This is a genomic window from Hamadaea sp. NPDC051192 (genome assembly GCF_040682475.1).
In the GTDB taxonomy this organism is placed as follows: domain Bacteria; phylum Actinomycetota; class Actinomycetes; order Mycobacteriales; family Micromonosporaceae; genus Hamadaea; species Hamadaea flava.
The window spans coordinates 17,987-36,513 of record NZ_JBFBAZ010000056.1; the positions used below are offsets into that span (position 1 = coordinate 17,987).

Consider the following 18,527-nt stretch of genomic DNA (forward strand, 5'->3'; position numbering starts at 1 on the left):
CAGGAAAGGCTCCGCTGTGGAGGCACGGCCGCAGCTGCTGGGTGCGCTCTTGCGCGAGCACCGCCGGCGGGCGAACCTGACGCAGCAGCAGCTCGCCGAGCGAGCCGGCTTGAGCGTGCGGGCGGTCCGCGATCTGGAGAACGGCCGGGTCGCGACCCCGCGTCCGGAGTCGATGTCTCGGCTGGCGGCCTGCCTCGGGCTGTCGACGCTGGAAGTGACGGAGCTGTTGCGCCGGGGCCGGTCGGGGGTGCACATCGGCGTTCTGGGACCGCTGATCATCCGGATCGGTGGATCGCCCGTCCCACCCGGCCCGCCCTTTCAGCAGACACTCCTGGGCTTGCTCGCGGTGCAAGCCGGCGAGGTGGTCGGCCGCGACGAAATCGTGGACGTGCTGTGGGGCGCGGACCCACCGCGGAGCGCAGTCGGACAGGTGCAAAGCGCTGTCAGCCGATTGCGGCGATTACTCGACGCCCCGGAGAAGCCACGGCTGTACACGGCACGGCACGGGTACCAGCTGCGGTTGGAGGCCGGTGAAGTGGACGCCGGCGAATTCGCGGCGCTCCTGGAAGCGGGACGGCTGGAAGAGGCGCTGAAATGCTGGCGTGGTCCGGTGCTCGCCGACGCACCCGACCGGTTGCGGACGCACCCCGCGGCCCTGGCGCTGGGCCGACGACGGCTGCAGGCGGCGATCGCGTACGCCGATCGCGACGACGCGGCCGTCGACCTGTTGCGGACGCTGTCCGCGTCGGAGCCGCTGCACGAGCCGCTGCACGCCCGGCTGGTGACGCTGCTGGCGCGCAGCGGTGACCGCGCCGCCGCCCTCAAAGCACACGCCGACATCAGCGAGCGGCTGGCCGACGAACTGGGTGTCACACCCGGTGACGAGCTCACGGTGGCGTACCGGCAGGTGGCCGGAACGGAGCACGAAGCGTGGGTACGCCCGGCGCAACTGCCCGCGCCGGCCCCGGGTTTCGTCGGCCGGTCCGACGCCCTGCGGCAGCTGGATCAGTCCGGTGCGGCCGTCTGCGTCATCACCGGCACCGCCGGAGTCGGCAAGACGATGCTGGCCCTCCGGTGGGCGCACGGCGTACGAGATCGCTTCCCGGACGGTCAGCTGTTCGCCGACTTGCACGGTTTCGGCCCCGCCGGAACGGTAGCCCATCCCGGCACGGTGCTAAGGGCCTTCCTCGATGCGCTGGGAGTGCCGGCCGCACGCGTTCCGGTCGCCTTCGAGGCGCAGGTCGGGCTCTACCGCAGTCTGCTCGCCGGCCAACGAGTCCTGATCGTGCTCGACAACGCGCGGGACGCCGAACAGGTGCGGCCGATGCTTCCCGGGACACCTGGCTGCCGCGTTGTGATCACCAGCCGCGACCAGCTTCGTGGCCTGGTCGCTGCGGAAGGAGCCGAGCCGGTCATGCTCGACCTGCTCCCCGCCGACGACGCCGTCCGGCTCCTTGCCGGTCGGATCGGTCGGCACCGGGCCTATGCCGTGCCAGGTGTGGCCGAACGCATCGCCACGCAGTGCGCCCGGCTGCCGCTCGCGCTGGCCGTGGTCGCCGCCCGGGCCGCACTGTACCCGGCGTTTCCCCTCGACCAGATCGCGGCCGATCTTCGGCCGGACGGCGGCGGCTTAGGCGACCTCGGTGACGTCCGGTCGGTGTTCTCCTGGTCCTTACGGGCCCTTGGAAGTGACGCGGCCACCCTGTTCACGCTGTGCGGCGCCCTGCCCGGCGCTGACTTCGCAACTCCGGCGGCGGCCAGCCTCGCGGCGTGGCCAGCCGCCCGCGCCCGCGCCGCGCTCGGTGAACTCGTCCGGGCCCATCTGGTCGTCGAGCACCTGCCCGGCCGGTTCACCATGCACGATCTGCTGCGCGCGTACGCGTCGGAGTTGCTGGCCGAAGACGAGAAGCAGATCGCCTCGGTGCGCGTACTCGATCATTATCGGGCCACGGCGATGCGCGCGGCCATGCTCGTGGATCCGCACCGCGAGCCCATCGTGCCGGTGCCCGTGGTGGCAGGCGCGCCGGTGCTCACTTTCAGCGACGCGGAGCAGGCGATGGCGTGGTTCGCCGCGGAGCACGCGGTCCTGGTGGCGGCGGTCGAGCGGGCGTGGGCCGCGGGTGAAGACGCGCGAGCCTGGCAGCTGGCGTGGACGCTGCTGGACTATCTCGACAATCAAGGGCATTGGCGCGACTGGATCGCGGTGGAGCTGATCGCACTGGCCGCGGCGAGGCGCGGAGGCGATCCGGTCCGCGAGGCATACGCGCACCGGCTGCTGGGCCGCGGTTACACGCAAATGGGCCAGTACGCGGACGCGGGCGGTCATTACGAAGCTGCGCTGGTGTTGTACGGTCGGCAGGGCGACCTGCTCGGCGGCGCCCACACATCGATGGGCCGCTCGTGGATGCTGCATCTGCAAGGCCGGCATCGCGCTGCGCAACGAGACCGGTTCACGGCGCTGGAGCGGTATCGCCGCGCAGGGCACCGCGTGGGCGAGGCGCGAATCCTCAACGCCATCGGCTGGGGGTACGCGCAGCTCGGCGACTACCGTCGCGCGTTGGACCACTGTGGACAGGCGTTGGAGCTGACGCAGGCGCTCGACGACACCGCCGGATCGGCCGCCATCTGGGACAGCTTGGGCTACGCCCATCTGCACCTGGGCGAGCACACCGAAGCCATCGAGTGCCTCACCACGGCGGTGAACCTGTTCCGGCGGTCGCACGACTTGTTCAATGAGGCTGATTCGCTGACCCACCTCGGTGACGCGTACGCTGCCGCCGGTCAGTCAGGCGAGTCCCGCGCGGCATGGGAAGCCGCGGTGGCGATCCTTGATCAGCTGGGGCATGCCGATGCCGACGCGGTCCGCGGCCGCCTCAAGGACTGAGGCGGCCGCGGCGCGGTCTCACTGCCAGGGCACCTCCCAACGCAGGGCCCACGAGTATCCATAAAGGACGCGGAATGTCTTGACCTTGCTTGATCATCTGATCATCCTGGCACGAGGATGCGCCCCGTCAGGCCCACAGCGCGGGGCGCGACCCAGTGCAGCTCCAGCCATGAGCTCGAAGGTTGTCAGTGGTTGGCGGTGTGCGTTAAGTTGCGCACCGTGCAGCCTTCCACCGCGCCACGGCCAGCTTCGCCGGAACCATCGTCGGCGCAGCCACCGACTTCGAACCCGCGTGGGTTCTCGCTGAAATGGTGGCTCGTGGCGGGGGCCGGCGCGCTCGTGCTGAGCATGCTCTGCGCGTGCGGGATCGGCGTCTACGTGATCACCCGCAGCAATAGCGACGAGAAAGACGTTACCGGTTGCAAGGAAGCAGTCCTCTTTGGTGAGGTCGGCCCCGGCAGCGACACTATCAGCGCTCGCACAGCGGCACACTTTTACCGCAACGTCGCCGACGCGGCCACCGACCCGACGATCCAGGCTGCGCTTCTGGCCACCGCCGATGCCTGGACACGCGTGGAAAACGCCGCAGCCGCGGAAGAAGCCAATCCGTCGACGGACAATCGCAACGCCAAACTGACCGCGCTGATGCAAGCGCAGACGGCACAGCACAAGGTGGCCAGCGTTTGCCGCGCGGCGGGATACGTCCCGCAATAAGGGAGCGCAGAGAAACAACTAGCCGCTTCCGACACGCGCACGGTCTAATGTGGTTTGGACTCGGCGATGGCAGAGCCAGAGGAGTTGCTGGCGGCGAAGTTTGCGGCGATCTTCCCGCATCTGGATGAGCGGCAGCGTCGGCTTTTGATGGGTGCCGAGGCGTTTGGCCATCGTGGGATCTGTGTGGTGGCGCGGGTGGCCGGGGTAGTGGAGAGCATCTTGTCGCGAGGCGTGTCCGATCTGGATGCTGGTGGACAACCAAGTCGACCCGCAAGCTGGCAGTTGAGCTGACCCGACGAGGCCATCGGGTCTCGGCCGACACGGTCGCGGATCTACTGCGCGCGAGGGGTTCAGCTTGCAAGGCAACGTCAACACCATCGAAGGTGACCAGCACCCGGACCGCGATGCGCAGTTTCGCCACCTCAACGAGCAGGCCCGCGCTCGCCGGGATGCGGGTCAGCCGGTGATCAGCGTGGACACCAAGAAGAAGGAACTGGTGGGCCTGTTCGTGAACAGGGGCCGGGAGTGGGAACCGACCGGTTGTCCGGTCCAGGTGTCTACTAACGACTTCGAGGACCAGCAGTTGGGCAAGGCGGGTGCCCTACGGCGTCTACCAAGGCAGTCGACTTCCCGCCGCGTTCGCAGCGGCAGGCCGGCCCGGCTGAAACCCAGCTGGCTGGCGCGGCAGAGTACGGGTGTACCGCGATCCGCATCGGTGGCTCGGCTAGCAGCCCGATGATCTCGTCCCGGAGTTCGTCGGCGAGTGGGCTGGTCTCGTAGGCGTCCTTGGCTTCGTCGGACTTGAAGACCTCCATGTTCCAGAGCACGTCCGGGTCGTCATCCTCGCGGGCCATGATGAACCGGTCGGAAGAGCCCGACTTCTCCATGCCTACGGTGGCCAGCTCGAAAAGCTTGTCGCCCATTCCCGGCTTGGCGCGCATCTTGATGATGTACGCGGGCTGATCCTGCAGTGCCATATCGTTTCTCCTCAGCTCGTACTCCGAACGTCGTTCGGAGTACGCCTGTTAAGCTACCTCGCCACAGCAGTTTGACAAGCCAGGAGTGAGATTGCCGACGGAACGCGAAAAGGGATCATCCGGGGCGCATGAACTCATCTGGATGCGTCCGGAACGCGCGGCCAAGGGGCCCGCTCCGTCGAAGAGCCGGCAGGAGATTGCCGCGGCCGCGGTCGCCCTGGCCGACGCCGAGGGGCTGGAGGCGGTGTCGATGCGCAAGGTCGCGACAGTGCTGGGAGTCGGGACGGCCTCCCTGTACGGCTACGTCGACAGCAAGGATGAGATGTACGACCTGATGGTCGACTGGGTCGAGGGCGAGGACGGTCCGCCTCCACCACTGAGCGGTGACTGGCGCAGCGACCTGTCCGGGCTGTCCCACCGCATTCGCGGGTCCATCCTGCGGCATCCGTGGATGATCAGTGTCGCCGCCGGCCGGCCCAACTTCGGACCGAACTCCCTGGCCTGGCACGAATACGGATTGGGCGCCATGGACGGTTTGGGTCTGACGATCGACGACATGCTCGTCGCCAGCGAGATTCTGCAGTCCTTCGTTCGCGGTCTCACGACCCGCGAGCTAGCCGAGCAGCAGGCCCTTCGGCGAGTAAGCCTCGATGCCGACCAGTGGGCCCGAGTCCTGGGGCCGTACATGGACTTAGTTGAGGAAGGCGGCAAATACCCACGTTTCATCCGCGTCGTACGCGACGCGCACGTCCCGCGTGCGACAGACCGGCAGGAACTCATCTTCACCACCGGCCTCAACTACATCCTGGACAGCCTTACGCCCAAGGCCCAGTAGGTCGCCCAAAGGGCGTCCGCACGTCAACTTCGAGCACGCGCCCCGAGCGCCGACAGGATGACCGCATGGGCGCGGGCTGGCAGGACTGTCAAACGATCGTTAACGGTGTTCCGGCGGATCTTCAGTAGGTCTCGGCGGCCGGGAACCGGTCGGGGAAGGTGATGGCGAAGGCGTTTTGCGTCCTGGCGACCCGCCTCGTCGTCCACCTCGTTTGGTTGCGATCCAGGCGACAACGACGACTAACCAGCCGGCGAGCACGTCGAGCACCCAGTGGTTGGCCGTGCCGACGACGACGAGCGCGCTCAGTCCGGCGTACGCCCAGCCCGCGATGCGCAGCGACCACCGTCGCGCCCCGCGATGCAGTGCCAGCGCCACCCACAGGGACCAGCCCGCGTGGAGCGACGGGAACGCGGCCAGCTCGTTGGTCAGACTCCCGGTGCCGCGTGGCGCGGAAGCGTCAGCGCCCCACCAGCCGGCGTCGGAGTGGATGGACAAGATGTCCGGGTAGCCGGCCATCATCCGCGGCGGCGCCGTCGGCAACAGCAGGTACATCACCAGTCCGAGCGCCGTGGCGACCAGCAGCGCGCGTCTGGCTGGCAGGTAGACGTGGCGCCCCCGACGGTAGAGCCAGATCAGCACGAGGGGCGTGCCGACATAGTGAGCGGTGCTGTACCAGAAGCACGACAGCAGTCCGACGAGTGGATGGGCAGCCACGTAGCGAACGATCCCGTGCTCCCAGTCCAGATCGAAGACAGCCTCGAAGTCGAGGAGTCGGTGCGCCCGCCGCAGCGCGGGAGCCCGGTCGTCGGCAGCCAGCAACCGTGCGGCGGTGTAAGCGACGTAGAAGACGGAGGCCAAGAGCAACTCCCGCACTGCGCCGGCGCCCTCACCTTCATCGAGTTCGCGGTCGGGCGTGCCCACCCTGTTTCCGCTTCCCAGTGACACCGGCTATATGCCCCGCGCCCTGAAGAATCGTCCTGGGACCGCCAGACGTACGTGATATTTACCCCGAACCGCTACGAACGGGAGATAGCGGATGCGGCCGTCGTCGTGGACTCGTGCCACCCTGCACGCGTCATCCGTTACTTCGAACAGCGCCGATGCGTTGTCGGATCGCAGGGCACGGTGGACCGTGAAGCTGTGCTCGGGTCAGATCGCGCGGGCGAGTTCGGCGAACGTTGCGGCCACGTGCTGGCGGGGCGGGATGTCGATGGCGAGCTGCCATTGGATGGAGTCACCTGCGCGTTCAACCTGACCGTCTTCGCGGTGGCCGTCGGTCTTGGCCTGGGCCAACGGTGGATGCGTCACGCCATCAACCACCCGGCGGCCGCGCGCCGGCGCTGAGCCAGCAGCGGCCACGGCGATCTCTGGGCGCCGACGGGATGCGCGAGCCATGCGATGCGCGGCCTCGGTATGCCGACCCTGCGAGGTCGCGTTCTTCGCGCTCGACTCTGGTCGATATTCGGCCGTTTAGCGGCGGTGATGGCGATCGGTGGGAAGGCCGCGGCAGCGGCGCGCCGAGTTTGCCAAGCCGTCGGTCGTCCACTGCCGCAGATGTCGGTTCCAGCGCACCGGTGGCACCATCTTGGCATAACTATGGCACCACCGCTTGAACTTTTGGCATCACTGTGTGCCATACTGGTGCCAGATTGGCACACCCATGGAGCTAGGTTCGCTGCTCACGGATGTGCCGCCGTGGGTGTCGCCCACCCTCAAAAGGGATTCGGCACCGATCCGACGGCCGTGACCGTGGCATAAAAGGGGAGGAAAGCAATGTTCGACCGATGGGGCAGGTTCGTCGTCAAACGGGCCTGGTGGGTCATCGGCGGCTGGCTGGCCGGCGCGATGCTCGTGATCGGCCTGTTGCCCAGCCTGTCCGACATCACCAGCGGTGACCAGGGCAGCTTCCTGCCGGACTCCTACGAGTCGGTGCAGGCGATCGAGCTGGCCAAGACCGCGTTCCCGGAGCAGGCCACGTCGAACGCGATCGTGGTGGTGAAACGGTCCGACGGGGGCGAGCTGACCACGGCCGACTCCGAGCGGATCGGGGCGCTGGCGACCGCGATCGGCGGCGCGCACATCGCCGGAATCGGGCAGCCGTTGACCGGCCCGCAAGCGGTCGCGCCCAACAAACTCGTGCAACTGATCAACGTCCCGGTCACCGCGTCGATGACCGACGCCCAAGGCCAACTGGACGCGGTGAAGCAGACCCGCGACGTGATCAAGACGAACCTGGCGGGCAGCGCGCTGAGCGCCGGGGTGACCGGGTCGGTCGCTCAGGTCGTGGACAACAACGACACCTTCACGACGGCGTTCGCGGTGGTCGGCGCGGCGACCTTCGCGCTGATCATCGTGCTGATCCTGTTCATCTTCCGCAGTCCGATCGCAGCGCTGCTACCGATCCTGGTCATCAGCGTCGTCCTGCAGGTGTCGTCCAACCTGATCGCGGCGGCGGGCAAGGCGTTCGGCTTCCATGTAGACCAGAGTTTGCAGACGCTGCTGCTGATCGTGCTGTACGGCATCGGGACCGACTACATCCTGTTCCTGCTGTTCCGGTTCCGGGAACGACTGCGGGCCGGTGACGACAAGAAGACGGCGATGGCGTACGCCGTCGCCCGGGTCGGCGAGGTGATCACGTCGGCCGCCGGTGCGGTCATCGTGGCCTTCCTGGTGCTGCTACTGGCCACCTTCGGCGGCTTCGGCTCGCTCGGTCCGGCACTGGCGATCGCCGTGTTCGTCATGATGATCACCGGCCTGACCCTCATCCCGGCCCTGGTCAGCCTCATCGGCCCGGCGACGTTCTGGCCGTCGAAGGCGTGGAAGCGAGAGCCCAAGGGCACCGCGTTCGCCCGGATCGGCCGGACGGTCGGCCGGCGCCCGGCGATGGCCGCCGCATTGTCCGGCCTGGTGCTGATCGCACTGGCCAGCGGGGCGCTGAAGTTCAAGGCGGACTACGACTTCGCGGCCGGCTTCCCCAGCACCACCGAATCGGCGAAGGCAGCCGCCGACCTGGAACGAGGATTCCCGCAAGGGGCGCTGGACCCGACGCTGGCGTACCTGACGACCAGCGACGGCAGCCAGCTGACGCAGGCCCAGCTCGACCAGTTCGCGGCGGCGGCTGGGAAGGTGAACGGCGTCGGCGGCGTACAGCCTCCGGCCAAGGCGGCCGACGGCAAGGTGGCCGTGTTCAGCCTTCTCCTCACGGTCAACCCGGCCTCGAACGACGCGATCACGCTGGTCCACGATCACCTGCGCGGCGACCTGCACGCTGTCGCGCCGCCGGGCACCAAGGTGCTCGTCGGTGGGACCACCGCGATCTACGCCGACATCAACTCGGCCAACAACCACGACCTGTCGGTGATCCTGCCCGTGGCGGCGTTGCTGATCGCGATCATCCTGGCGCTGTTGCTGCGCAGCATCGTCGCGCCGGTCTATCTGGTGATCGCGGTGCTGCTCAACTTCGCGGCCACGCTGGGTGCGGCCATCTACCTGTTCCAGGACGTGGCCGGCCACCCGGGGGTGACGTTCCAACTGCCGATCGTGCTCTACCTGTTCGTCCTGGCGATCGGCACCGACTACAACATCCTCATGATCGCCCGGCTACGCGAGGAGGCCCGGGCCGGCAACGAGCCCCGGGCGGCCGCTGCTCTCGGCGTACAACATGCTGGACCGTCCGTCGCCGCGGCCGGTTTGATCCTCGCGGGCACCTTCGCGGTGTTGGCCCTTGCGCCGGTGTCGTTCCTGCAGCAGATTGGGTTCTCCGTCGCGACCGGCATCCTGCTGGCGGCGTTCGTGATGTCGATGTTCCTGGTGCCGGCGCTCACCGCGCTGCTCGGCCACACCGCCTGGTGGCCAGGGCGCGGTGACGTCAACCGGGCGGCGAAGACTGTGCCGGTCCCAGCACCGGCGCCGGTCCGGACTCGCTGATCCGCCCGGTTGGGTCCGCCCGGACGATCGCGTCCGGGCGGGCCTCGACGCAACGGCGAGCGCGCCGATCTTGACCCGACGCCCACGCCGAGCCCGGCGCCACTGCTTGCGCACTGGGCGCGGCCCCATCGGGGACCGTCGCGACGGCACCCTCCGGGGGCCTCAAGATCGTCGAGCAGGGCTTCACCTAACAAGGCGCGGCCCGCGCGGTGATCAGCCTGGGCGCAGTTGTCGAGAACACCTCCAGCCAGGTGGCCGATCAGGCCACGCTCGTTTTCGGGTACGCCGACAGCAGCAGCCGAGACGCGCGGGCCGACGACGCAGCCGGCCTGATCGTGGCGGTTCCGCTGATCCGACCAGGGGAGAAGGTGCCGGTCGGTACCTACTCCTACGTCCGGCAGAAACCGTCGGGTGACCGGGTCGACGTCGCCCAGCTTCAGGTGACGGGTCGATCCGACGCGATGGGCCCCGCTCAGCGACCAGCTACCAGGCGCGCCGCGCAGCCGAGGTCCCTGACGAAGTCCAGCGTGGACGATCAGTCCGGGACGCTGGACTACACCGCGACGGTGTCGTCCTGCCGCACGCTGATCCCACGGGGCGTGAGCATGGTCTTCCGCGACGACACCGGGAAGATCGTCGGCGGCGGACTCGATCTCAACAGCCACGAGCAGTGCGTGCCGGGGCAGTCCACGGGACAAGCCGTGATCACACGCAGCCTCCCGCCGACGGCTGTGGCCGCCAAGACGCAGATCTGGCCGCTGTGCGACCTGGCTGCTAAGGCGACCGTGACGGGACCTTCCGCCCGGTCAACTGAACCGCCGCCCTCGGGCGGTCAGTCTGCCGGCTGACCGCCCGTGACGCCGCCGATCGTGTCAACAGGCGCGGCGCCACGACCGCCTCTCGCGGGGGGCTTGCGGCCGGGCTACTAAGTGGTACCGTGTAGTGGTACTCGGTGGCACTAGGTACTGGGCCGGAGGATTCGCGGTGGACGACTTGACGGAGATGCTGAAGGGCACGCTCGAGGGTTGCGTGCTGCACATCGTCGGCAACGAGGAAACCTACGGGTACGCCATCACGCGCCGGCTGAACGAACTCGGCTTCGCCGACGTCGTGGAGGGCACGGTGTACACGATCTTGCTGCGGCTGGAGCGCAACGGACTGGTCGACGTGACGAAGCGGCCGTCTGAGGTCGGCCCGCCCCGCAAGTTCTACACGCTCAACGACGCCGGGCGTCAAGAGCTCGCGCGGTTCTGGGCGAAGTGGCATTACGTCTCGTCGCGTATCGACAGCTTGAGGGAGGGCGGGAGATGAACTTCTGGGAGAAAGTCACGGGCAGCGATCTGACGCGGCAGTGGAACGCCTTCGCGGCGCGCGCCGCGGCGTTGCCCGCGGATTGTCAAGCGGCCTGGGGGCAGGTCGTGGGCTGCCTGTTTCCGTACGGGGACTTCAGTGGCCGCAACTTGACGCCGATCGCCGACGCGGCATTGGCCCTTCTGGAACAGGCGGCCGCGGACGGGCAAAGCGTCGACGAAGTGTTCGGTGATGACATCGGCGGCTTCTGCACTGCGCTGGCGGGCGGGCACGGCGCCCGGACGTATCGGGATCGGTGGCGTGAGCAGTTGAACCGCAACGTGGCTCGCAAACTGGGCCGGCTGGGAGGTTGAGATGAGCATCCAGGACATCATCGAAGGCAAGCGGCAATGGCGAGCGCACGTGGCCCGGGTCAAGGCGCTTCCGCCGGACTACCGGATCGTCTACCAGGAGATGCAGAAGTACCTGTTCAAAGTCGGTCCGGTCGACCTGACCGACGGGCACCTGCTCCCCGGGATCGTCGACTTCTTCGAAGAAGGAGTCGCGGCGGGCAAAGGCGTAACGGAACTCATCGGTACTGACGTAGCCGCCTTCTGCGACGACCTGATCAAGGATTCGCGTACCTACGCGGAGATCTATCAGGAGTCCATCCGCGACAAGCCCGGCGCCGATGAGAAGTGACGTCCACCGTCACGCCCCGACGGTGCTGCTGTTGCGCCGGCAAACATACCGGAGAAGGGTTCGGGGCATGCGCGTACGCGTGTCGGTTTGGCTCTGCAGATTCCGGGGGCGTTCGGCTCAGTGGATCGGACGAGGGTGACGCTTGCCGTTCGAGGAGCTGAACTTTCGCCCTCGTGGTGTCGCTGGAGACCGCTGACGACATCACGAGGGCGAAACATCGTGCGTCACGGCTGGCGGACTAACCGCAGCGCTCGGCCGATGGTCAGTCCAATGGCGACGGACAGGACGACGGCGGTGAACCGCCACACCTCGACCGCACCGTGCCCGGCGACATCCCCCGGCGTATGCACGACGAAGGTTTGGAACAAGGCGTACCCGGCCAGTCCGGCGAGCGTCGCGGCGATCGCGTCCGCGGTGAGCGCGCTGAAGCACAGTAGGGCGACGTCGAGAAGCGCGTACGAGAGCATCGGGTGCCCGGCAGGCAGGGCCAGGGTGATCGCCGAGCAGGTCGTCGCCACCGCCAGTCCACAGGCCGTCCGGGCCGCCCGCCAGAGGGGAACAGGCTGCACTCGCCCGAGTCAACGCAGCCGGCTGCGCCACCGGCAGGGTCCTTGACGAAATCACAATGCGTCGAGCCTTGGTCCTGACGCGCCCTTGACGCGCTGAGGTCTTCTCGTCATCAGCACCGTTGCGGACATCTGTCGGGCAGCCTTGGCGGGCCGTCAGTGAAACGTCAGGACCCCACCGGTCCGTCAGGCCGCGTGACCACACCTGTCACCTATCGGTGCAGCAGACCCGTCAGCACCGCCGCAGCGGCAAGGGCCAGGATCGTCGCGATCTGATGCCGCACACCGCGCCGGTGCCGCGGGTCGGGCAGCCGGGTGAACAGTTCCAGCAGGTCAACACAGCGGGCCACGCCGGGCTCGGAGAACGGGCGCGGCATGGCAGGCTGTGTGGCCAACAAGGCTCCCCAAGCAGCGGATCCTTCGCAGGACCCGACTGTCCTACCTGGAGCCTTGTTGTGTTTCGCCCCCGACACGCCACCGCGCCCAAACCGTGATCAACTCACCGGAGCGTCGCCAGCCATCGACCTACCACGACTATGTCGCCGCCCTGCGGCCCACCATGTAGCGTTCGGATGCTGCCGGCTGGGCGGCCCATTGGTTACTGTGCCTCACATTCGCGGCTCTTCTGGGGACTGCGCCTGTATCTGATCTTTGCTCGATTCACTTGTGCGGCTGCGGCTGTGGCTGTGGCGTGAGGAACGCGCGCACCTCCTGCAGTCGACGGATGTGCTCGTGGTCGCTTGGGTCATCGCAGTCGTCGTAGGGGTCGTAGTGGATCGCCAGGATGCCGGCGGCCTGGGCGCCGCGGACGTCGGCCGGCACGGTATCCCCGACGTGGACAGCGTGGAAGGCATCCACGCTGAGGCGATCCAGAGCTGCGCGGAAGAACCGCGGGTCTGGCTTGTCGAAGCCCACGATCGCGCTGTCGAGTATGGCGTCCACACATATGCCAGGTCCGTCGCCCTCCTGGCACATCTGGGCGTCGAGCAGCATCTGCGCGATCCTGCCGTCAGCTTGCGACACGATGGCAATGCGTATTCCGGCCGCTGCGATCTCCCCGAGCGCCCGTTTCGACTCTGGATCCGGCGCGTGCCACATGTTGCGCGTGCGGGAGATCGCGAGGTAGTCCGCGGCGCAGGAACGCCAATGGTCCTCAGGCACTCCTGCGTAGCGAGGGAGGAGTTCGTAGTAGTCCCCGCGGGGCTTCCCATCGGCGGGAAATGCCGCGTTGTGGGCCGCATAGTGCGCTCGGATGAACGCCTCGGGTGTATCGACGCCGCCGTGGCGGGCGATGACCGGCGTGAGGAGCGCGGCGTTGGGAAGGAGGAGCACCCCGCCGACGTCGACAAGGAGGGCCACGTGGTCGTTGGTCGGCGGCGCGAGGCGCTGGAGATTCATGCGGCTAGTGGTCCGATCTCGTTGGAAATGAATACCAGCAACCTATCGCAAGTTGAAATAGTTGACGACAGACCCGGGAGCATGGATCATCTGCCGCATGACGCAGACGGCGCAGGCGCCGACCGTGCTCGAGCGGATCGCGGCGGCACGACCGACGTTCTCAGCGAGCCTCCTCCGGGTCGCCGACGCGGTCACGGGCAACCCGGAGTTCACCGCCAGCGTGGGGATCGTCGAGCTCGCTCAGACTGCGGGCACCTCGGTGGGCACGGTCAACCGTTTCTGCCGCGCGGTCGGCCTCGACGGGTATACGGCGCTCCGGCTGGCGCTCGCCACTGAGGTCGGGCAGGCGGCGGCGGATCTGGATGCCGATCCCACGGGCGAGATCGAGCCCTCCGCCAGTGCTCGCGACACGGTGAACCTGATCGCCGCATCGAGCATCAACGCCATCCGTCGTACTGCGACGCTGCTGGACACCGAGGCGCTGGGCCGGCTCGCCGCCGCTGTCGACGAGGCCAGGCAGGTGCAGATCTTTGCCTTCGGGGGGAGCGGGCAGGTCGCGCGTTACCTCGCCGATCAGCTCATCGGCATCGGAATCGTCACGCTCACCTCGCCCGACGTGACAACTGCGGCTGCCTACGCCGTGACCCTCGGTGCCGGTGATGTGGCGATCGCGATCAGCCACTCGGGCACAGCGCAGCACGCCCTCGACCTGCTGACGGTGGCCAGGGATCGGGGCGCGTTCACCGCGGGGATTACGAGCAGCGCCTACGCGCCGCTGGTCACCGAGGCCGATTTGACCTTGGTGACGACAGCGCGCAGCGCTACCGCGCGCTACCGGGGCACCGCGGGCCGACACGCCCAGCTCTTCGTGACCGACGCCCTCTACGTTCGCGTGTCCCAGCGCCGCGCGAGCAAGGCGACGCGGCTGCTGGACCTCGCGGGACAGGCGACCGCTCCCTATCAGACCCGGGCCACGGACCACCGGGCCCGGCATCAGGAGACGAGCCGGACCGTGGCGAGTGGCACCGCCGCGACGACCCCGGTCGTCGTTACGGATCAGGCGAGCCGTCGCATCCTGGTGCTTGACCCTGATCGAGATTGGTCGCAGGAGTCGGCCGTCCTGTGGCGGTGGGGGCCAGATGCGGACAGCGGCGTCGAGGATTTGGAGGGGTCATGGCGCCTGCCGAACGACGCCCGCTTGCGCCGCGACGCGTCGACGGGGCAGCAGTACGTGCTCGTGTCGGACTCGTGTGGGCTCCTGGCTGCGGTGCGCTACCCGCAGGGCGGCGCAGTGGCCTGGTCAGTGAACGCAGGCGCGGAGGCGAATCCGCACGGCATCGAGCGGCTGCCCGACGGCAACGTCGCGGCCGCGGCGAGCACGGGAGGCTGGGTCCGGCTGTACACCGCGAGCCAGGGACCGCGCTCGGACGCCCATGTCGAGGACCGGTTGCCCGGTGCGCACGAGGTGCTGTGGCGGGATGACACGCAAGCGCTCTGGGCGGTCGGGGACGACCTCCTGGTGGAGTACGACGTGGGCGGCTCTCCTGCCTCCCCGACGCTGCGGCGCCGTGCAAGCTATGACCTTCCGAACGTGGGCGGCCATGATCTGCAGCCGGTCGCCGGCGATCCTCGGCGACTTTGGGTGACGACACGTGGCGGGGTGTACCAGTTCGACACCTTCGCTGGAGAGTTTGTCGCGGCACCTCCTCCGGGCACAGCAGTCGACCGGCCCAACGTCAAGAGCGTCGGGACCGACCTCCGATCGGGTGTTGTGCTGCAGACAACGCCCAAGCTCAATGACGAGTGCGACTGGGTGACCGACCAAGTCGACTTCTTCGGTGACAGTCGCCAGGCATTCAGGACGCTGCCCGGCGCACAGATCTATCGGGCGCGCTGGTTCGCGGTCGACAGCAACTGATTCGGTGGCGCCCGTCTCTGAACGGGCGGATAACCCTGAGGAAAAGATTGCTCCGATCGGCTCCATCAGTTGAAATTATTTCTAGCGAGCGATAGGAAGGTGACATGTCCGAGGAAGTAGCCCTGTCAGCCGGAGTGCGGGCAAGGAGGCGGACCGCCACCCCGATGACCGCCTCGCAGCGGCGCGAAGGCGGCGCGGGTTACCTGCTCATCGCGCCGACGACGGTCCTGCTCATGGTCTTCTACCTCTACCCGCTCGCCCAGACCGTCTACTACAGCTTCACGAACTGGAACCCTGCCACCGGCCAGACCGGTTCGCTGGTGGGGCTGCACAACTACCTCGCACTCCTGCGCGATCCCGAGTTCCTGCGGGCCACCGGCAACACCGCGATCTACGTGGCAGTGGTGGTGCCGTGCACGATGGCCATCGGGCTGTTCTTCGCTGCGCTGCTCTCCACGCCGTTCCGGGGCCGTGGTCTGTACCGCGCGCTCATCTTCGTACCGCACATCGCGCCGACGGTCGGTACGGCTCTGGTCTTCGGCTACCTGCTGTCGCCGCTCGGCGGCGTCGTCAACTACGCACTGAGCGCGGTAGGCGTCGCCCCGATCGGATTCCTTGCCACTGAGCCGTGGGCCTTGGCTTCCGTCATCGTCTTCTCGATCTGGCAGGGCGTCGGATACTCGATGATCATCTATTCGGCGGCGCTCGCGAACATCCCTGCCAGCTACCACGAGGCTGCGAAGCTTGACGGCGCCGGGCCGTTACGGCGGTTCTTCTCTATCTCGCTCCCGCTCGTCGGGCCCACCACCGGGTTCCTCGCGATCACCGGGGTCATCTCCGCCCTGCAGGTCTTCACCCAGGTGTACGTGCTGACCGGCGGCGGTCCGCTCCAGTCGACGGAGACGCTCCTGTACTACGTGTACAAGCAGGGCTTCGTGTACTTCCAAGGCGGATCAGCAAGCGCCGCCGCTGTCCTGCTGCTGCTGTTCGGGATCGTGGTGTCGCTTCTGCAGCTTCGTGTCCTCTCTCGGCGCGACGCCACCGAGCTGGTGTGAGGTGGCGGAGATGAATCGTGTGCTCCGGCTTCGCAGTACCGCGCCACTCGTCGCGCGGCACGCGGTACTCCTGGTCGGCGTCGTTATCTTCTTCGGTCCGTTCGCCTGGATGGTCTTGACGAGCTTCAAGTCGTCGAGCGAAGCGCTGGCCTTCCCGCCGACGTTCCTACCGAGCGACTGGCGGTTCGACAGCTACGGTCGTCTCTTTACCGTGGCGCCGTTCGGCCGCTACTACCTCAACAGCACGGTGGTCACGGTGCTGGCGACGTTCGGTCAGATCGTCACCAGTCTGGCCGCGGGCTACGCCTTCGCACGGATGCGGTTCCGGGGTCGCACGGTCATCTTCGTCATCCTGCTCGCCGCGTTGATGGTGCCCTTCGAGGTCGTCTTCACGCCGCTGGTCACGCTGCTATCCCAACTTGGCTGGCTGAACAGCTACCAGGGGTTGATCATCCCGAATGTGCCGTCGATCCTCGGGGCGTTCCTGTTCCGCCAGTTCTTCCAGTCGTTCCCGACAGAGATCGAGGACGCCAGCCGCGTCGACGGCGCCGGCATCTGGCGCCGCCTCTGGTCGATCATGACGCCGATGGCCCGGCCCATGGTCGGTTCGTTCGCGATCCTGTCGTTTGTCTACAACTGGAACAACTTCTTCTTCCAATACCTCGTCACCACCAAGTCGAGTTACTACACGGTGCAGGTCGGACTCGCCCAGTTGCAGGGCGAGAACAACACCACGGACTTCAGCCTGCTCATGGCCGGATCCACGCTCGCGATCATCCCGGTCATCGTGGTCTTCCTCATTTTCCAAAGGCAGCTCGTCGCAGCCATGTCCGGAGGCCTGCGCTGAACTCTGCACGACGTCGCACAACTCGCCCCACCCCTAGGAGCACGCATGAGATCTCAGCCCCTCCGCTGGTCCGCCACCCGTCACCGCGTGCGCGCCGGGATCGCCGGTGCCGCCACGGCGGTCGTCGTACTCGCGCTGACCGCCTGCGGCGGCTCGGTGAATGGCAACGACGGCGACAGGAACGGTGCCCGGACCACCATCGTCGTGTGGGCCGGCAGCACCGGCTCCACCGAGCCGTTGAAGAAGCAGCTCATCGGCGAGTTCAACTCATCGCAGGACAAGTACAGGGTCGAACTCGAGACGCAGCCGGCGAGCACCGAAGCGCACGCGAAGCTCATCAACGCCATCAAGAACAAGCAAGCCCCGAACCTCGTGCTCGACGACGGCCAACCACAGAGCGTCGGACAAATCATCGCCACGGGCTCGGTCGTACCGCTTGACAAGTACCTCGACGCCGCCGATGCGACGGTCAAGAAGAGCGACTTCACCAAGGGGATGCTGGATACCGGCACCTTCGATGGCAAGGTCTACACGCTGCCGACGCAAGGCGGCGACTATGCGCTCATCTACAACAAGGCAATGTTCAAGGCGGCCGGGATCGCGAATCCGCCGACCACCTGGGCCGAGCTGCAGGAAGACGCCGCCAAGCTGACCATCGGCACCAAGCAATACGGGATGTACCTTCCGATCGGCACCGGCGGGACCGGACCGTACTACTGGCAATCCATGCTGTGGAGCGCCGGCGGCGAGTTCATGAACGCCGACAACACGGCGGTCGAGTTCAACAGCCCGGCCGGGGTGCGAGCACTGACCGCGTGGACGGACATGGTCAAGAACGGCATCGCCTACCCCACCAGCCTCCAGACGCCGAGCGACAACGGGAACACCGCAGCGATGGCCTCCAAACGGGTCGCGATGGCCCTCAACGGCGCCTTCAACCTCGGAGTGCTCGACCAGGCCCTCGGCAAGGACAACGTCGGGGTCGCGCCGATGCCTCCCCTTGACAAGCCGGCCATGAACCTGGGATCGAACAACTCCTACATCCTGCAGAGCACGTCGGCGCAGGAAGACGGAGCCTGGGCGTTCCTGCAGTACTGGCTGACGCCGACGGTGCAGGCGAAGTGGGACATTGCCGGCGGCTTCCTGCCCACCAACAATAAGACCGCCGCCGACCCGTCCTGGACGAAGTACCTCGCCGACAACCCGCGCATCAAGGTGTTCGCCGACGAGCTGAGCTACGCCAGGAGCCGCCCCTCAATCGAAGCCTACGCCGGAATTGCTGACGCGCTGTCCGTCGAACTTGAGAAGGCCCTCCTGCAGAAGCAGTCGCCGGCCGACGCGTTGAAGAACGCCGAGGCGGCCGCGACCGCCGCGCTGAAGAAGTAGCAGTCCCACTCATCCGCTTAGTTCCTTC

The 18,527-nt window shown here is 67.4% G+C and carries 17 protein-coding genes and 2 pseudogenes; 14 read left to right on the forward strand and 5 right to left on the reverse strand.

Going from position 1 to position 18,527, the window contains the following annotated elements:
* Positions 1–49: 49 nt before the first annotated feature.
* From AB0M47_RS23215 to AB0M47_RS23230, 4 genes and pseudogenes are all read left to right on the forward strand, one after another.
* Positions 50–2,884: a BTAD domain-containing putative transcriptional regulator gene (locus tag AB0M47_RS23215; protein ID WP_363417326.1), complete on the forward strand. Its 2,835-nt coding sequence runs from the start codon at positions 50–52 to the stop codon at positions 2,882–2,884.
* Between the two features lie 219 nt (positions 2,885–3,103).
* The gene (locus AB0M47_RS23220) at positions 3,104–3,598 is read left to right on the forward strand and encodes a hypothetical protein (RefSeq protein WP_363417329.1); all 495 of its coding nucleotides are present in this window, start codon (positions 3,104–3,106) and stop codon (positions 3,596–3,598) included.
* 66 nt (positions 3,599–3,664) lie between these two features.
* A pseudogene (locus AB0M47_RS23225) lies at positions 3,665–4,212 on the forward strand (ISAzo13 family transposase); the annotation flags it as partial.
* 454 nt (positions 4,213–4,666) lie between these two features.
* Positions 4,667–5,410, forward strand: a complete 744-nt coding sequence (locus AB0M47_RS23230; RefSeq protein WP_363417332.1) for a TetR/AcrR family transcriptional regulator — start codon at positions 4,667–4,669, stop codon at positions 5,408–5,410.
* Between the two features lie 99 nt (positions 5,411–5,509).
* Here AB0M47_RS23230 and AB0M47_RS23235 read toward each other — a convergent pair whose 3' ends face one another.
* Together AB0M47_RS23235 and AB0M47_RS23240 are read right to left on the reverse strand one after the other, a co-directional pair.
* Positions 5,510–6,331, reverse strand: coding sequence for a phosphatase PAP2 family protein (locus AB0M47_RS23235; RefSeq protein WP_363417335.1), 822 nt, complete (start codon positions 6,329–6,331; stop codon positions 5,510–5,512).
* Between the two features lie 228 nt (positions 6,332–6,559).
* Positions 6,560–6,718 (reverse strand): hypothetical protein, encoded by a 159-nt coding sequence (locus AB0M47_RS23240; RefSeq protein ID WP_363417338.1) that lies wholly within the window; start codon positions 6,716–6,718, stop codon positions 6,560–6,562.
* 465 nt (positions 6,719–7,183) lie between these two features.
* Between AB0M47_RS23240 and AB0M47_RS23245 the strand changes: the two genes are divergently transcribed.
* The 5 genes from AB0M47_RS23245 (at position 7,184) to AB0M47_RS23265 (ending at position 11,329) form a co-directional block, all read left to right on the forward strand.
* Positions 7,184–9,337, forward strand: coding sequence for an MMPL family transporter (locus tag AB0M47_RS23245; RefSeq protein WP_363417340.1), 2,154 nt, complete (start codon positions 7,184–7,186; stop codon positions 9,335–9,337).
* Between the two features lie 209 nt (positions 9,338–9,546).
* Positions 9,547–10,185 carry a hypothetical protein gene (locus AB0M47_RS23250; protein ID WP_363417343.1) on the forward strand — a complete coding sequence of 213 codons (639 nt, stop codon included), beginning with the start codon at positions 9,547–9,549 and terminating at the stop codon, positions 10,183–10,185.
* A gap of 136 nt (positions 10,186–10,321) precedes the next feature.
* Positions 10,322–10,648 (forward strand): PadR family transcriptional regulator, encoded by a 327-nt coding sequence (locus tag AB0M47_RS23255; RefSeq protein ID WP_363417346.1) that lies wholly within the window; start codon positions 10,322–10,324, stop codon positions 10,646–10,648.
* Positions 10,645–11,001, forward strand: a complete 357-nt coding sequence (locus AB0M47_RS23260; RefSeq protein ID WP_363417348.1) for a DUF1048 domain-containing protein — start codon at positions 10,645–10,647, stop codon at positions 10,999–11,001. Before AB0M47_RS23255 ends, AB0M47_RS23260 begins: the two co-directional genes overlap by 4 nt.
* 1 nt (position 11,002) lies before the next feature.
* Positions 11,003–11,329 carry a DUF1048 domain-containing protein gene (locus AB0M47_RS23265; protein ID WP_363417351.1) on the forward strand — a complete coding sequence of 109 codons (327 nt, stop codon included), beginning with the start codon at positions 11,003–11,005 and terminating at the stop codon, positions 11,327–11,329.
* A 224-nt stretch (positions 11,330–11,553) separates the two neighbouring features.
* Here AB0M47_RS23265 and AB0M47_RS23270 read toward each other — a convergent pair whose 3' ends face one another.
* Positions 11,554–11,898, reverse strand: coding sequence for a hypothetical protein (locus AB0M47_RS23270; protein ID WP_363417353.1), 345 nt, complete (start codon positions 11,896–11,898; stop codon positions 11,554–11,556).
* A gap of 209 nt (positions 11,899–12,107) precedes the next feature.
* The gene (locus tag AB0M47_RS23275; RefSeq protein ID WP_363417356.1) at positions 12,108–12,290 is read right to left on the reverse strand and encodes a transposase family protein; all 183 of its coding nucleotides are present in this window, start codon (positions 12,288–12,290) and stop codon (positions 12,108–12,110) included.
* A gap of 155 nt (positions 12,291–12,445) precedes the next feature.
* Here AB0M47_RS23275 and AB0M47_RS23280 point away from each other — a divergent pair.
* Positions 12,446–12,545, forward strand: a pseudogene (locus AB0M47_RS23280) (IS982 family transposase); the annotation flags it as partial.
* 10 nt (positions 12,546–12,555) lie between these two features.
* Here the strand turns inward: AB0M47_RS23280 and AB0M47_RS23285 are convergent.
* On the reverse strand, positions 12,556–13,293 hold the full coding sequence (locus AB0M47_RS23285) for an HAD family hydrolase (RefSeq protein ID WP_363417359.1): 738 nt from the start codon (positions 13,291–13,293) through the stop codon (positions 12,556–12,558).
* 97 nt (positions 13,294–13,390) lie between these two features.
* Between AB0M47_RS23285 and AB0M47_RS23290 the strand changes: the two genes are divergently transcribed.
* The 4 genes from AB0M47_RS23290 (at position 13,391) to AB0M47_RS23305 (ending at position 18,499) form a co-directional block, all read left to right on the forward strand.
* Entirely contained in the window at positions 13,391–15,211 is a 1,821-nt protein-coding gene (locus AB0M47_RS23290) for a DUF6528 family protein (RefSeq protein ID WP_363417362.1), read from the forward strand.
* A gap of 104 nt (positions 15,212–15,315) precedes the next feature.
* Positions 15,316–16,266, forward strand: a complete 951-nt coding sequence (locus AB0M47_RS23295) for a sugar ABC transporter permease (RefSeq protein WP_363417365.1) — start codon at positions 15,316–15,318, stop codon at positions 16,264–16,266.
* 10 nt (positions 16,267–16,276) lie between these two features.
* A complete protein-coding gene (locus AB0M47_RS23300; protein WP_363417368.1) occupies positions 16,277–17,113 on the forward strand; it encodes a carbohydrate ABC transporter permease in 837 nt (278 codons plus the stop codon).
* A gap of 87 nt (positions 17,114–17,200) precedes the next feature.
* Positions 17,201–18,499: an ABC transporter substrate-binding protein gene (locus tag AB0M47_RS23305; RefSeq protein WP_363417370.1), complete on the forward strand. Its 1,299-nt coding sequence runs from the start codon at positions 17,201–17,203 to the stop codon at positions 18,497–18,499.
* The last annotated feature ends 28 nt before the right edge of the window (positions 18,500–18,527 follow it).